Genomic DNA, 13,884 nt, shown 5'->3' on the forward strand with positions numbered 1-13,884 from the left:
CAGGCCCGGATCCCAGGTCACGCTCACCGCCGCCGTCCCCGGGTCCACGCCGCGCCGACCGCGCCGACCGCGCCGGCCAGCAGCGCCGCCGTGCCGGCGGCCACCGCCCCGAGCGCCGCCTGCTGGCGGCGCACCCGCCGCCGCACCCGCGCGTACGGGGTGGTGGAGAAGGACACCAGCTCGTACTGGGAGACGTACCGCCCGGGCAGGGCCCGCTCCAGCGCGTGGTCGAGGCGGCGGCGGGCCTGGAAGACCGGGGAGGCCACCTTGTCGCGCATCTCCACGAAGTTGGCCAGCGCCATCCGGGCGATCGCCTCGGCGTCGCCCTGCCGCCGCGCCTGGAACAGCGGCAGCGCCGCCGCCCAGTCGTCGGCGCACTCGTCGAGGCAGTGGTCCAGCGCCACCACGTCCTCGAACGCGCAGTTCGCGCCCTGGCCGTAGAACGGGACGATGGCGTGCGCGGCGTCGCCGAGCAGCCCGACCCGCCCGCCCGCCTGCCACGGGGTGCAGCGGACGGTGCCGAGCACCCCGACCGGGTTGTGCTGGTAGTCGTCGACCAGGTTGGGGGCCAGCGGCAGCAGGTCCGGGTAGTGGGTGGCGAAGTGCCGTTCGATCGCCGCCGGGCTGGTCAGCGAGGCGAAGCTCGCCGTGCCGTGGGTGGGCCAGAACAGCGTGCAGGTGAACGAGCGGTCGGGGTTGGGCAGGGCGATCATCATCGACGTGCCGCGCGGCCAGATGTGCAGGGCCGCCGGGTCGAGGGCGAACTCCCCGCCGACCGGCGGGACGGTCAGCTCCTTGTAGCCGTAGTCGAGGAAGTCGAGGCTCTCCTGGAGCACCCCGTACGCGAGGAGTTGCCCGCGCACGGCGGAGCCGGCCCCGTCGGCGCCGAGGACGACCGGCGCGGCGGCCGTGGTCTTGCCCTGCGGGGTCTCGAAGGTCATCTCGCTGGTGGCCGGGTCGAGGCCGACGAGCCGGTGGTCGAACGCGACCCGCACCCCGGGCAGCGCGGTGGCGGCGGTGAGCAGGGCGTTGTTGAGCGCGCCCCGGCTGATCGAGTTGATCGCCCGGTCCCCGGTGGCGCTGTACGACTGGAACGTCGGCTCACCGACCACGGGGTGGATCATGCGCCCGCGCATCGGCAGCGCGTCGGCCAGCACCTGCTCGGCCAGGCCGATGCGGCGCAGCGCGTCGAGCCCCCGCTCGGACAGCGCCAGGTTGATCGAGCGGCCCCGCTCGACGCGGCCGGTGCGCGGGTCCGGCCGCCGCTCGTAGAGGGCCACCCGGTAGCCGCGCCGGGCCAGGAAGCAGGCCAGCAGGCAGCCGGCCAGCCCGGCCCCGACGACGGCGATCTCCTCGCGTTCGGGGTTCATGGGGTCACCTCCGCGACCGTCGCGGCCAGCGCGTCGGCGACCCGCCAGCAGTCGTGGTACGTCGAGTAGAGCGGCACCGGGGCGAACCGGACGACGTCCGGCTCCCGGGCGTCGGCGACCACCCCGTGCTCGTGGCGCAGCCGCTTGGTCAGCTCCCCGGCGCTGCCCGCGCCGATGCGCACGGAGAGCTGGCAGCCCCGGCGGGCCGGGTCGCGGGGGGTGACCACGGTCAGCGGCCGGTCGGCGGTGACCTCGTCGAGCAGCCGCTCCAGGTAGCCGGTGAGCCGCAGGCTGCGTTCCCGCAGCGCCGGCATGCCGATCGAGTCGAACAGCTCCAGCGAGGTGCGCACCGGGCCCATGGCGAGGATCGGCGGGTTGGACACCTGCCACGCCTCCACGGTGGCCGGCGGCCGGGACGTCGGGGTCATCTCGAACCGGGTGGCAGCGTCGGTGCTCCACCAGCCCTCGAAGCGGGGCAGGTCGGCCCGGCCGAGGTGCCGCTCGTGGACGAAGACGCCGGCCAGCGCCCCCGGGCCGGAGTTGAGGTACTTGTAGGAGCACCAGGCGGCGAAGTCGACGCCCCAGTCGTGCAGCGCGAGCGGCACGTTGCCGGCGGCGTGCGCCAGGTCCCAGCCGACGACCGCACCGGCGGCCCGGCCGGCGGCGGTGATCGCCGGGATGTCCAGCAGCTCGCCGGTGAGGTAGTTGACCCCGCCGAGCAGCACCAGCGCGATCGTGTCGCCCTCGGCGGCGAGCAGGTCGGTCACGTCGGCGGTGCGCAGGGCGTCCTCGCCGGGGCGGGGGCGCAGCCGCAGCACGGTGGCGTCGGGGTCGAGGCCGTGGAAGCGGGCCTGGCTGCGCACCGCGTAGCTGTCCGACGGGAAGGCGGCGTCCTCGATGACGATGCGGGTGCGCCGCCCGGCCGGCCGGTAGAAGCTGACCATCAGCAGGTGCAGGTCGACGGTGAGGGAGTTCATCACCACGGCCTCGGTGGGCCGCGCGCCGACCAGTCGCGCGACGGGCCCGGTCAACAGCTCGTGGTACGGCAGCCAGGGCCGCTGCCCCTCCAGGTGCCCCTCGACGCCGAGGCGGCCCCACGCGTCCAGGTCTGCCAGCAGCTCGGCGCGGGTGGCCCGGGGTTGCAGGCCGAGCGAGTTGCCGGCCAGGTACGCGGCCTCCGGGTAGCGCCCGCCGTCGGCCGGCGGCACGTGGAACAGGTGCCGGTGCCCGGGGTCGGCCTTGTCGAGGCGGTGCGCCTCGCTCTCCGCGACGGTCATCGTGTCCTCCCCGCTCACATCGCCGTCCGGGCCGACCACAGCTCGGGGAAGACCACCCGGGCCATGCTGCGCTGCAACCAGGCCAGGCCGGCGGAGCCGCCGCTGCCGACCTTCGCGCCCATGGTGCGCTGGACCGCCTTGACGTGGTTCCACCGCCAGTCGCCGAACTGCTCGGCCACCTCGGCCAGCGCCTCGCCGAGCAGCCGCAGCTCGTCGCCCGCCCCGCCCGCGCCGGCTTCCTCGCCGGTTGTCTCCCCGTCGCCGGCTTCCTCGCCGCCGGCTCCCTCGCCGTCGTAGATCGCCACCCAGGCGGCCTCCACCGCCGGGTGCGGCCGGTGCTCCTCGGCGACGTCGCGCCCCAGCACCTCGGCCGGCACGGCGAAGCCGCGCCGGGCCAGCAGGGCCACCACGTCGTCCCACAGGCTCGGGGCGGCCAGCGTGGCGCGCAGCTCGGCGTGCACCTCGGCCTGCCGGCGGAACGGCCGGATCAGGGCCGCGTCGCGCAGGCCGAGCGTGAACTCCAGGTGCCGGTACATCGCCGACTGGAAGCCGGAGCCCTCGCCGAGCAGGTTGCGGAACCGGTTGAAGTCGGCCGGGGTCATCCAGCGCAGCCCCTTCCAGGCCGCGTTGAGCCCCTCCAGGTGCAACGCCGCGCGGCGCAGCGGGGCCAGGGCGGCGCGCACCCGGTCGGCGCGCAGGCAGCGCTGGGCCTCGCGCAGCTCGTGGCGGGTCAGCCCGAAGTACAGCTCCATGATCTGGCTGACCATCAGGAAGGACATCTCGCCCGGGTCGTCGCTCAGCGGCTGCTGCAACCGGTGCAGGGTGCTGGCGTGCACGTACGCGTCGTAGGGCACCCGGTCGGCGAAGTCCAGGGTCGGTTCGCCGCCGTTGCGGGCCGCCCGGGCCGCCCGCTGCCGCGGGGTCGCCGGACGGACCACCGTGGCCGGTGCGGGCACCCGCAGGTCCGTCTGCTCCACCTGTCGTCTCCTCCATGAGCCGGGTAGCGTCATGGTGCCCCGGTCGACCGGCCGAACGGAATGCCGATTCGACGGCGCTGCCGCCCTTCGACCTGCGAAGCCAAAGCCGAAACCCCCATCCACCTTTCGGAGAGGAAGGTCAGGCGTGGACGACATGGACTGGGCGCTGCTGCGGGAACTCCAGGCCGACGCCCGGCTCTCGTACAGCGAGCTGTCCCGGCGGGTGCACCTGTCGCCGCCGGCCGTGGCCGGACGGGTCCGCCGGCTGGAGGAGTCGGGGGTGATCACCGGCTACCACGCCCACGTCGACCTGGCCCGCGCCGGCCGCACGGTGGTCGCCCTGATCCGGATGTCCTGCTACGGGTCGCGGTGCATCCTCAACGACCCGGACGTGCCGGGTTGGCCGGAGATCATGGAGATCCACCGGATCACCGGCGACGCGTGCAGCGTGCTGCGGGTGGCGGCCGGCTCGATCGGGGACTTCGAGCGGGTGATCGACCGGCTCGCCCCGTACGGCCAGCCGTCGAGCACGATGGTCCTCTCCACCCCCCTGGCCTGGCACCCCGTCACCCGCCTGTAAGGAAGGGCACCTTGTTAATGCTTTCTGTATAGGAAGGGCCCCCTCCTAACACCTGCCGACCCGCCGCGCGGACCCGTGGCGGCATCCCGGCGCGAGCGCCCCTGGGCGCGGGGTTTGCCCCCGGGCCAAAGGGAATGCAGGGCGGACTTGTCCCGGGGAGGATTCCGGTGCCCGTGCACCGGGAGGGGGGAACAATGCGGGGACTTACCGCGTCACAACGCGCCCATCCGGCCATGCGGGCCATGCGGGCCGTGCTGACCGTACTCGGCCTGATCGGGGCGTTCGTCCTGTTCGCCGGCGCGCCGGCCCGGGCCGGGGAGAACACCTTCATCGAGGTCACCCCGAACAGCGCCCAGGCCGGCACCCGGGTCGACATCCGGGCGAGCTGCGACAACGACAACAACCGCCAGGCCGACGTGCAGTCCGACGCGTTCGGGCGGGTCGTGCTCCGGCCGAACAACGGCTTCCTGACCGGGGCGGTCACCATCCCCGGCAACAAGCAGGCCGGCGACTACTCCGTCGAGCTGCGCTGCGCCAACGGTGGCACCGCGACGACCACCCTCACCGTGCTGAACATGACGCAGCCGAGCAAGGGCCCGAACACCGGTGCCGGCGGCACGGCCGGCGAGGGCCGGGGCACGGGCTCGCTGCTGCTGGTCGGCGGCCTGGTGGCGGCGGCCGTCGCGGCCGGGTTCGGCGCGTTCGGCTCCCGCCGGCAGACCGGGACGCGGTCCTGACCGGGATTCGTCATGGCCCGACGTACCCGCGCCGACGCCACGGCCCGACGCGAGCGCGACCGGCGGGACCGCGCCCGGCGGACGCGGCGCAGGCCGGTCCGGGCGGCGGCCCGGCTCGTGGCCCGGGGCTGCGGCCGGTTCGCCCGGGTGGCCCGGCAGGCGTTCTCCGCCAGCGTCACCACCGTGGGGCCGCCCGGCCACGCCGTGACACCCGGCCGCGCCGGGCCCGTCGGCGCGGCGGACCCCTCCGGTACGGCCGCCCGCCGGTGGCAACGGGCCGTCCGCCGGGGCCCCGGGTTCCCGGTGCTGTTCGTCGCCGCCCTGATGGTGTTGATCGTGGCGATGCTCGGCGTCGAACAGGTGACGGGGCACAGCCTCCTGCCGGACCGCTTCATCGCCGGGCTGCGGCCCCCGCCGAAGAAGTTCCCGGTGCTGCCGGCCAGCCGGCCGGTGGGCATCGCGAGTGCGCCGATCGGCCTCGACGCCCCGGTGCACGACGTGGGCATCGCCGCGGACGGCAGCATCGGGGTGCCCGACGCCGACCGCGCCCAGGAGGCCGGCTGGTACGACCAGGGCCCGACCCCCGGCCAGTACGGCCCGGCCGTGATCGTCGGCCACGTCGACACCCGCACCGGGCCGGCGGTCTTCCACGAGCTGAAGGAGCTGCGTTCCGGCGACCGGGTCGAGGTGCGCCGGGCCGACCGCTCCGTGGCCATCTTCGAGGTCGACGAGGTGCGGCGCTACGCCAAGGCCCGGCTGCCGGTGGACGAGGTCTACGGCGACTTCAGTCGGCCGGGGCTGCGCCTGATCACCTGCGGCGGCGCGTGGGTCGGCGGCGAGACAGGGTACGCCGACAACGTGGTGGTGTACGCGTCCCTGGTGAAGGCGCGCACCACCTGACGCGCACCGCGCCGGCGGAGGACACGCGGCTCAGGCCGCCGCCTCGGTCTCGGCCTCGCGCAGGTCGAGCCAGTCCGCCCAGCGCGGATCGGGGGCCCGGTGCCCGAGCACCCGCCAGGCCGTCCCCTTCGGCACGGCGGGCGGGGCGTGCAGCCGCCAGCCCAGCTCGGCGGGGGTCTTGTCGCCCTTGGTGTGGTTGCACCGGGCGCAGGCGGCCACCACGTTCTCCCAGGCGTGCCGGCCGCCCCGGCTGCGCGGGAAGACGTGGTCGATGGTCTCGGCGGGGCCCCGGCAGTAGGCGCACCGCCAGCCGTCCCGGGCGAAGATCGCCCGCCGGGAGAGCCCGACGTGGGCGCGGTAGGGCACCCGCACGAACCGGGTGAGCCGGACCACGGAGGGCACCGGGAGCGCGTTGCGGGCGCTGTGCAGGATCCCCTCGCCGTCGGCGACGCAGACGGCCTTGGCGGAGAGCACGAGGATGGCGGCGCGACGCACCGACACGACACACAGCGGCTCGTAGGTGGCGTTGAGAACCAGCGCGCCGGAGCCCACCGTGGGTCGTATGTCAGGCATCGAGCTCACCCTCCCGGTCCAGCTGCTCCCACCGCTGGCACGCCGGGCGTGCCCCGCGCAGGGCGGAACGACGCCGGCGTCGGCGGGATCACCGACGTCCGTTGCGCCAATCGTCCCTGATAAGGCCCCGGATTGCACGTACTAATCCGGGGTCCCTCGCCGAAGCATTCCGGGGTTGTGTCAGGATGACCGGTTCCGCACGGTCCGCCCCGGCGTATGCGCCCCGCTGCCGGCCGGTCGCGGGCGGTGGGGTACGAAAGCAGGGTGAGCGCCCCCAGCCTGTTCCTCGCCGCCCTTCCCGCCGCCGCGGCCGCCGTCGTGGCCCCCGGAGCGTCCCCGGATCCGTCGCCGAGCGCGGACTGCCAGGGCAGCACCTCCTGCGAGTGGTTGTACGAGACGAGCGGCTCGGCCTGGTTCGCGGAGGGCAGCTACTGGATCCTGCTCAAGCCGCTGCGGGTGCTGCTGATCCTCGCGCTGGCCCTCATCGCCCGGTGGGCGCTGCACCGGATGATCAAGCGGCTGGTCCGGACCACCGCCGACGGGGTGCCCACGCTGCTGCGCCCGCTGCGCGAGCGGGTGCCGACCGCCGCCCACGAGCCCGGCGAGTTCATCCCCGAGCGGCGGCGGCAGCGGGCCGAGGCCATCGGCTCGGTGCTGCGCAGCATGGTCACGGCGTTCGTCTTCGGCATCGCGCTGCTGATGATCCTGCGGGAGTTCAGCTTCGACCTGGCGCCGCTGCTGGCCAGCGCGGGCATCGCCGGCGTGGCGCTCGGCTTCGGCGCGCAGAGCCTGGTCAAGGACCTGATCGCCGGGCTGTTCATGCTGGTCGAGGACCAGTACGGCGTGGGCGACACGGTGGACCTGGGCGAGGCGACGGGCGTGGTGGAGTCGGTCGGCCTGCGGGTCACCACGGTCCGCGACGGCCGGGGCGTGCTCTGGTACATCCGCAACGGCGAGATCGTCCGGGTGGGCAACAAGAGCCAGGGGTGGGCGCTGGTCGTGGTGGACCTGCCGATCGGCTTCGCCGGCACCGAGGAGGCGACGGCGGTGCTGCGCACAGCCGCCGCGTCGGTGGCCCTGGACCCGGACCTGGCCCCGGAGATCGTGGAGCAGCCCGACGTGCTGGGCGTCGAGCAGATGACGGTGGACGGCGCGGTGATCCGTACGGTCGTGAAGACCACCGCGGACGGGCAGTTCGCGGTGGGCCGGGAACTGCGCCGGCGGCTCGCCGAGGCGCTGGAGAACTCGGGCATCACCGCCAAGATCGCCGCGGCCCGCCTCTATCCGGGCGTCCCCCTGCGGGCCGCGGACGACACGGCGACCGGCCAGGGCGGGGCCACCTGACCCGGCTCCGCCGCCACCGCCGCAGCGGCCCCACCCCGCTCCAGGCACCGAGAACCGTCGATGACCTGCGGTTTTGTTGACCGAGAATACAGGGGTCGCGGACCGTGCGGCCCCTCGGGTATCGTCCGTTCGTTCAGTCGGAGATGCGACGATCAATCCGTTCGCCCTAGCTAGTTGTCAGACGATCGGGCAGAATCCGGTACGCACGCCACCTGCCGGAGCGTGATCACGTCTCGCTGATCCGTAGATCTGACGACGGTTCCCGGTCAGGCCATCACGAGTGGCCCACCGTGGGAACGATGGAGGCCACGGTGTCCGACGAGCGACCCTCCCAGGAAGGGCCGGCCACCTTCCGCGAGGTGTTCGCCCAACGGGAGTACAGGGCGGTCTTCACCGCCAGCGCGCTCTCCTGGATCGGCGACTTCATCGCCAAGGCCGCGGTCACGGTGCTGGTCTACCGCGAGACGCAGTCCGTGGGCTATTCCGCCGCCGCGTTCGCGGTCAGCTTCCTGCCCTGGCTGATCGGCGGCCCGCTGCTGGCCACGCTGGCCGAGCGCTACCGCTACCGCTCGGTGATGGTGGCGTGCGACCTGATCCGCATGGCCCTGATGGTGCTGGTCGCCCTCCCGGGCAACGAGCCGTGGCTGATCCTCTGCCTGCTCTTCGCGACCACCCTGGCCAACCCGCCCAGCCAGGCCGCCCGGTCCGCGCTGATGCCGCTCATCCTGACCGGCGACCGGCTGGTGGTCGGGCTCTCGCTCAACAGCAGCACCGGCCAGGCCGCCCAGGTGCTCGGCTATCTCATCGGCGCGGCCCTCGCCGCGTTCGACCCGACCCTCGCCCTGCTGGTCAACGCGGCCACGTTCGCCCTCTCGGCGGCCCTGGTCCGCTTCGGCGTCCAGGACCGGCCGCCGGCGATGACCAGTGCCCACCGCAGCCACCTGCTGCGGGAGACGGGCGACGGCTTCCGGATCGTCTTCGGCACCCCGGTGCTGCGGGCGATCGCCCTGCTGGTCTTCAGCGCCATGCTCTTCTCCATCGTGCCGGAGGGGCTGGCCGCCGCCTGGGCCCGCGAGGGCGTCGACGACGGCATGGACAGCGGCGTCGCCCAGGCCGTGATCATGGCCGCCAACCCGGTCGGCTTCATCCTGGGCGGGCTGCTGGTCAGCCGGGCGGTCGCCCCGGCCCGCCGGCTCGTGCTGATCCGGCCGCTGGCGGTGCTCGCCCCGCTCGTCCTAGTGCCGTCGCTGCTCGACCCGCCGCCGCTGGTGGTGGCGCTGCTCGCCGGCCTGTGTGGCTTCGCGGTCGCCGGGCTGCTCCCGGTCGCCAACGGTCTCTTCGTCCGCGCGCTGCCCAACGGCTACCGGGCCCGGGCGTTCGGCGTGATGGCCACCGGGGTCCAGGTGATCCAGGGCCTCGCGGTGCTGGTCACCGGCCTGCTCGCCGAGCGCTTCCCGATCCCGGTGGTGGTCGGGGGGTGGAGCGCGGCCGGCGTGGTGCTGATGCTGCTCACCGCCGCGGCATGGCCGACGCGGGCGGCGATCGACACGGCGGTCGAGGCCGCCGGCAACGCGGGCGCGCCAACCCCGGCCGGGGGCGGCGAGCCTCGACCCCGGCCGGCCGCCGCGGGGGGCGGACACGAGGGTGGCACGCCGGGCGAGCGCGGCCGGGCCAGCCAGGCGGTGAGCTGACCCGCCCGGGGGCCGCCATCGCGGGCCGCCCGACTCCCCTCGCCGGCCGGACCGCCCCCGCCCCGCTGTGACGAGGTCGGCAGCGCACGGGCCGGTTGGCCCCCGCCGGCTCCGGCCGCACCTGGCAGGATGGAGCGGTGAATCCCACCGGTGAGTCCGAGCGTGCCGTGACCCTCTTCGAAGCGGTCGGCGGCGAACCCACCTTCCGCAAGCTGGTGGACGAGTTCTATGCCGGCGTCGCCACCGATCCGCTGCTGCGGCCGATGTATCCGGAGGAGGATCTGGGCCCGGCCGCGGACCGGCTGACGCTGTTCCTCATGCAGTACTGGGGCGGCCCCAACACCTACTCCGCCCAGCGGGGGCACCCCCGGCTGCGGATGCGGCACGCCCCGTTCCGCATCGGTGCCGCCGAGCGCGACGCCTGGCTGCACCACATGCGACGGGCCGTGGACCGGCTGGATCTGCCGCCGGAGATCGCCACCGCGCTCTGGGACTACCTGGAACGGGCCGCCTACTTCATGGTCAACGTCATGGAGGACCCGGCCGGACCGACCTGACGCGGTCCCGCCCGGGCCGCCGGCGGCGACCCGGGCGGGACCGTACGGGTCAGAGCAGGGCGCCCTCGTCGTGCAGCCAGTCCACGAAGGTGGTGGCCACCGCGGCCCCGCAGTCGAGCATCTCCACCAGCAGCGCGTCGTGCGCCCCGGCGCCGAGCGGCACCTGGAGCTCCGCGTAGATCGGCAACTGCCCCCGCTCGGTGGGGTCGCCGATGTAGGCCTTGCAGAACCGTCGGGTGTGGTTCCACTCGTTGACCACCCGGTAGGCCCGGTCGGCCCAGTCGGGTGGGACCGTGGCGTGCGGGCGGGCCCGCATCACCAGGATTTCGTCCTCGGGACCCTCCAGGGTGACCAGCACCGCGTGCCGCTCCCACATGGCCAGCAGGTTGCCGTCGCCGTCGGCCAGGTAGCGCACGTCCAGCAGGTCGAGCGCGTCGCAGACCCGGCGAAGGGTGACCGGCGCGATGGTGGCCGACATGTCGGCGATCATCGGCCGATCGACGGACGGGCAGTCGTCGCCCGGTTGACGTGGGGCCGGTGGTCCGACCCGGACGGTGCTGTCCACTGTGATCCCGCTTCGAGTTTCCGGTTCGCCGCCAACGGCGGGACCGGGGCGCCATGACCACCACGGCATCGCTCGCGCACCTCACTCCCCAGCGGATCCAGCCGCCTACGGTGCGTTGGATCCGAGGATGGACGGTACCCGGACAGCCGGGTTGTGGCATCCCCCCAACGACAGCACCAGGCCAGAAGAATGACCGCCGGTCATACTTTCGGATGAGTCCCGAGCGGCGTAACGGCAAGATCCGCGACCTTCTGCGACCACACGGCTCCGTATGGTCCCACCAGGCCGACCCATCGGCCGGCCATCCTCACCTGAACGTCACCGCCTCCGGCCCCCGCACCGAGGCTCGCGGCGGCCCCGACGGCGTTGCCGGGGCGGCCCAGGAAGCCCATCCGCACCAGCCCCTGGACCAGCCGCTGGGCGACCTCGACCGGGGGGCCGGGCGGGTCGTCCGGGGTGACCACCACCGCGACGTGGTCGAGCAGGGCGTCGCGCAGCGCCCGCTGCCCCACCGCCCGGCCGGCCACCCCGTGCGCGGCGGCGTCCCGCAGCGTGCCGGCCGCCGCCGCCGCGATCCGCCACAGCTCCCCGGCGGGCAGCAGCTCCACCGACCGGCTCGCCGGCGGCGGCAGCGGCCAACGCCACTGCGCGTCCCGCCGCGCGGGCAGGTCGCCCGCGCCGGACGACAGCGCGGCCAGCAGCTCCCGGGCGGCCACCGTGACGTCACCGCACCCCGGCCCGCCAACGGTCCGGACGGCCAGCACGCCCCACGGCAGCCGGGCCCAGAGCGCCGTCCGGCCGCCCGCCGCGCCCGGCTCGCCCACCGGCGGGGCCGACCGCAGCCGGACCGGCGCGGCCGGGTCGAGCCGGACCAGCCGGGCCAGGAACGCGCCCGCGTCGGCCGCCCCGGTCAGCCCGTGCCCGCCGGCCGGGCCGGGATCCGTGCCGGCCGGGCCGGGGCCCTGCGGGCGCGCCGGGGCGCCGCTCACGCCGGCCTCCCGGACGTGCCGCCGGGGGCGTACGACAGCAGGAAGGCCCGCTCCTCGTCGGTGATCCGCCGGGGCCGCTGGGCGGCCAGGTCGAACGGGACCAGCACCGAGCGGGCGGTGCTGGCGAGGGTGTCGCCGTCGTACAACTCGTAGGCGACGGTGAACCGGGACGCCCGGATCTCCTCCACCCACAGCTCGATCCGGACGGTGGGAGCGGCCTCCGCCGTGGCCCGGCCGAGCGCGTAGTCGACCGGGCGCAGGTAGTCGACCTCGTGCCGGCGGATGACGACCCCGTCGGCGAACGAGCCGACGCCCCACGCCTTGCCGCCGGCGAACATCAACGCCACCCGCGCCTCCTCGTAGAGGGTGAGGAAGCGCGAGTTGTTGATGTGGCCGTACGCGTCCAGGTCGGACCAGCGCAGCGTGCAGTGGTAGACGAAGCGGTCCGCCATGCTCAGTCGCGGGTGAGCTTGCGGTAGGTCACCCGGTGCGGGCGGGCCGCCTCGGCGCCGAGCCGGTCGACCTTGTTCTTCTCGTACGCCTCGAAGTTGCCCTCGAACCAGAACCACTTCGCCGGGTTCTCGTCGTCGCCCTCCCAGGCCAGGATGTGCGTGGCGACCCGGTCGAGGAACATCCGGTCGTGGGAGATGACCACGGCGCAGCCGGGGAACTCCAGCAGCGCGTTCTCCAGGCTGGAGAGGGTCTCGACGTCGAGGTCGTTGGTCGGCTCGTCGAGCAGGATGACGTTGCCGCCGATCTTGAGCGTCAGCGCCAGGTTGAGCCGGTTGCGCTCGCCGCCGGAGAGCACCTTGGTCGGCTTCTGCTGGTCGGGGCCCTTGAACCCGAACGCCGCGATGTACGCCCGCGACGGCATCTCGACCTTGCCCACCATGAGGTGGTCGAGCCCGTCGGAGACGACCTCCCAGACCGTCTTGTCGCCGGCCAGGCCCTGCCGGTTCTGGTCGACGTACGACAGCGAGACCGTGGGGCCGACCCTGACCTCGCCGCCGGTGGGCTGCTCCAGCCCGACGATGGTCTTGAACAGGGTGGTCTTGCCGACGCCGTTGGGGCCGATGATGCCGACGATGCCGTTGCGCGGCAGCGAGAACGACAGGTTGTCGATGAGAATCCGGTCGCCGAAGCCCTTGGTCAGGTTGTGCGCCTCGATGACGGTGCTGCCCAGGCGCGGGCCCGGCGGGATCTGGATCTCCTCGAAGTCCAGCTTCCGGGTCTTCTCCGCCTCGGCGGCCATCTCGTCGTAGCGGTCGAGGCGGGCCTTGGACTTGGTCTGCCGCGCCTTGGCGTTGGAGCGGACCCACTCCAGTTCCTCGGAGAGGCGCTTCTTCATCTTGGCGTCGCGGCGGCCCTCGACGGAGAGCCGGGCGGCCTTCTTCTCCAGGTAGGTGGAGTAGTTGCCCTCGTAGCCGATGGCCCGGCCCCGGTCCAGCTCCAGGATCCAGCCGGCCACGTTGTCGAGGAAGTAGCGGTCGTGGGTGATGGCCAGGACGGTGCCGGCGTACTTCGCGAGGTGCTGCTCCAGCCACTGCACGCTCTCGGCGTCCAGGTGGTTGGTGGGCTCGTCGAGCAGCAGCAGGTCGGGCGCCTCCAGCAGCAGCTTGCACAGCGCCACGCGGCGGCGCTCGCCGCCGGAGAGCTGGGTCACGTCGGCGTCCGGCGGCGGGCAGCGCAGCGCGTCCATGGCCAGTTCGAGCTTGGAGTCGATGTCCCAGGCGTCGGCGGTGTCCAGCTCCTCCTGGAGCTTGCCCATCTCCTCCATCAACTCGTCGGAGTAGTCCGTCGCCATCTGCTCGGCGATCTTGTTGAACCGCTCCAGCTTCGACTTGATCTCGGCGACCGCCTCCTCGACGTTGCCGAGGACGGTCTTGGCGTCGTTGAGCGGCGGCTCCTGGGCGAGCAGGCCGACGGTGTAGCCGGGCATGAGCCGGGCCTCGCCGTTGCTCGGCCGGTCGAGCCCTGCCATGATCTTGAGGAGGCTGGACTTACCGGCACCGTTCGGGCCGACCACACCGATCTTGGCCCCCGGCAGGAAGTTCAGCGTCACGTTGTCCAGCACGACCTTGTCGCCGTGCGCCTTGCGCGCCTTTTCCAGGACGTAGATGAACTGGGCCACGGTGCGGGCTACCTCCGTTGATTGCTGGTCTCGACGCGTCGGGATGCGGGCGCGGGCTCCGGGGCCCCTCGCCGCCGCCGGCCGGGGGCCGGCCACGACGCACGCCATCGTCAATCCTGACAGGTACGCCGAGCTGCGCCCACATCACCCCGCCCAGGCGGTACGCCAGCGCGCCTCCTTGCCCCGCCCGGTA

14 protein-coding genes are annotated in these 13,884 nt (G+C 73.9%); 6 read left to right on the forward strand and 8 right to left on the reverse strand.

What is annotated here, in order from left to right:
* Positions 1 to 23 precede the first annotated feature (23 nt).
* From GA0070558_RS16720 to GA0070558_RS16730, 3 genes are read right to left on the reverse strand one after another with little or no spacing between them, the layout of a single operon-like run.
* A complete protein-coding gene (locus GA0070558_RS16720) occupies positions 24 to 1,370 on the reverse strand; it encodes an FAD-dependent oxidoreductase (protein WP_091280901.1) in 1,347 nt (448 codons plus the stop codon).
* Positions 1,367 to 2,647, reverse strand: coding sequence for a kynureninase (gene kynU / locus GA0070558_RS16725; RefSeq protein ID WP_091281183.1), 1,281 nt, complete (start codon positions 2,645 to 2,647; stop codon positions 1,367 to 1,369). The genes GA0070558_RS16720 and kynU overlap by 4 nt, the downstream gene beginning before the upstream one ends.
* Before the next feature lie 14 nt (positions 2,648 to 2,661).
* Positions 2,662 to 3,624 (reverse strand): tryptophan 2,3-dioxygenase, encoded by a 963-nt coding sequence (locus GA0070558_RS16730; protein WP_091280904.1) that lies wholly within the window; start codon positions 3,622 to 3,624, stop codon positions 2,662 to 2,664.
* Positions 3,625 to 3,769: 145 nt separating this feature from the next.
* Here GA0070558_RS16730 and GA0070558_RS16735 point away from each other — a divergent pair, with 145 nt between their 5' ends.
* The 3 genes from GA0070558_RS16735 (at position 3,770) to GA0070558_RS16745 (ending at position 5,841) form a co-directional block, all read left to right on the forward strand.
* A complete protein-coding gene (locus GA0070558_RS16735; RefSeq protein ID WP_091280907.1) occupies positions 3,770 to 4,204 on the forward strand; it encodes an Lrp/AsnC family transcriptional regulator in 435 nt (144 codons plus the stop codon).
* Between the two features lie 233 nt (positions 4,205 to 4,437).
* Positions 4,438 to 4,941 (forward strand): hypothetical protein, encoded by a 504-nt coding sequence (locus tag GA0070558_RS16740; RefSeq protein ID WP_091280910.1) that lies wholly within the window; start codon positions 4,438 to 4,440, stop codon positions 4,939 to 4,941.
* Positions 4,942 to 4,953: 12 nt separating this feature from the next.
* Entirely contained in the window at positions 4,954 to 5,841 is an 888-nt protein-coding gene (locus GA0070558_RS16745; RefSeq protein ID WP_091280912.1) for a class F sortase, read from the forward strand.
* Between the two features lie 30 nt (positions 5,842 to 5,871).
* On the opposite strand, the gene GA0070558_RS16750 is transcribed toward GA0070558_RS16745, so the two are convergent.
* The gene (locus GA0070558_RS16750; RefSeq protein WP_043966647.1) at positions 5,872 to 6,414 is read right to left on the reverse strand and encodes an HNH endonuclease; all 543 of its coding nucleotides are present in this window, start codon (positions 6,412 to 6,414) and stop codon (positions 5,872 to 5,874) included.
* A 264-nt stretch (positions 6,415 to 6,678) separates the two neighbouring features.
* Between GA0070558_RS16750 and GA0070558_RS16755 the strand changes: the two genes are divergently transcribed.
* The 3 genes from GA0070558_RS16755 (at position 6,679) to GA0070558_RS16765 (ending at position 10,006) form a co-directional block, all read left to right on the forward strand.
* Positions 6,679 to 7,758, forward strand: coding sequence for a mechanosensitive ion channel family protein (locus GA0070558_RS16755; protein WP_091280915.1), 1,080 nt, complete (start codon positions 6,679 to 6,681; stop codon positions 7,756 to 7,758).
* A 299-nt stretch (positions 7,759 to 8,057) separates the two neighbouring features.
* Entirely contained in the window at positions 8,058 to 9,449 is a 1,392-nt protein-coding gene (locus tag GA0070558_RS16760; RefSeq protein WP_091280919.1) for an MFS transporter, read from the forward strand.
* 137 nt (positions 9,450 to 9,586) lie between these two features.
* Positions 9,587 to 10,006: a globin gene (locus GA0070558_RS16765; RefSeq protein ID WP_091280922.1), complete on the forward strand. Its 420-nt coding sequence runs from the start codon at positions 9,587 to 9,589 to the stop codon at positions 10,004 to 10,006.
* Between the two features lie 49 nt (positions 10,007 to 10,055).
* On the opposite strand, the gene GA0070558_RS16770 is transcribed toward GA0070558_RS16765, so the two are convergent.
* The 4 genes from GA0070558_RS16770 to ettA all read right to left on the reverse strand — a co-directional run bounded on the left by GA0070558_RS16770 (position 10,056) and on the right by ettA (position 13,691).
* Complete coding sequence (locus tag GA0070558_RS16770) at positions 10,056 to 10,640, reverse strand: type III secretion system chaperone family protein (protein ID WP_043966274.1); 585 nt, start codon at positions 10,638 to 10,640, stop codon at positions 10,056 to 10,058.
* Between the two features lie 131 nt (positions 10,641 to 10,771).
* The gene (locus GA0070558_RS16775) at positions 10,772 to 11,485 is read right to left on the reverse strand and encodes a DUF8185 domain-containing protein (protein WP_091281185.1); all 714 of its coding nucleotides are present in this window, start codon (positions 11,483 to 11,485) and stop codon (positions 10,772 to 10,774) included.
* 71 nt (positions 11,486 to 11,556) lie between these two features.
* Positions 11,557 to 12,012 carry an acyl-CoA thioesterase gene (locus GA0070558_RS16780; RefSeq protein WP_077938665.1) on the reverse strand — a complete coding sequence of 152 codons (456 nt, stop codon included), beginning with the start codon at positions 12,010 to 12,012 and terminating at the stop codon, positions 11,557 to 11,559.
* Positions 12,013 to 12,014: 2 nt separating this feature from the next.
* Entirely contained in the window at positions 12,015 to 13,691 is a 1,677-nt protein-coding gene (ettA, locus tag GA0070558_RS16785; protein WP_077938664.1) for an energy-dependent translational throttle protein EttA, read from the reverse strand.
* Between the last annotated feature and the right edge of the window lie 193 nt (positions 13,692 to 13,884).

The sequence above is a fragment of the Micromonospora haikouensis genome (assembly GCF_900091595.1).
In the GTDB taxonomy this organism is placed as follows: Bacteria; Actinomycetota; Actinomycetes; order Mycobacteriales; family Micromonosporaceae; genus Micromonospora; species Micromonospora haikouensis.

Coding starts and splice junctions, on each gene's coding strand:
- GA0070558_RS16720 (WP_091280901.1), bottom strand. CDS start 1,370: ATGAACCCCGAACGCGAGGAGATCGCCGTCGTCGGGGCCGGGCTGGCC.
- kynU (WP_091281183.1), bottom strand. CDS start 2,647: ATGACCGTCGCGGAGAGCGAGGCGCACCGCCTCGACAAGGCCGACCCC.
- GA0070558_RS16740 (WP_091280910.1), top strand. CDS start 4,438: ATGCGGGCCATGCGGGCCGTGCTGACCGTACTCGGCCTGATCGGGGCG.
- GA0070558_RS16745 (WP_091280912.1), top strand. CDS start 4,954: ATGGCCCGACGTACCCGCGCCGACGCCACGGCCCGACGCGAGCGCGAC.
- GA0070558_RS16750 (WP_043966647.1), bottom strand. CDS start 6,414: ATGCCTGACATACGACCCACGGTGGGCTCCGGCGCGCTGGTTCTCAAC.
- GA0070558_RS16760 (WP_091280919.1), top strand. CDS start 8,058: ATGGAGGCCACGGTGTCCGACGAGCGACCCTCCCAGGAAGGGCCGGCC.
- GA0070558_RS16770 (WP_043966274.1), bottom strand. CDS start 10,640: ATGCCGTGGTGGTCATGGCGCCCCGGTCCCGCCGTTGGCGGCGAACCG.
- GA0070558_RS16780 (WP_077938665.1), bottom strand. CDS start 12,012: ATGGCGGACCGCTTCGTCTACCACTGCACGCTGCGCTGGTCCGACCTG.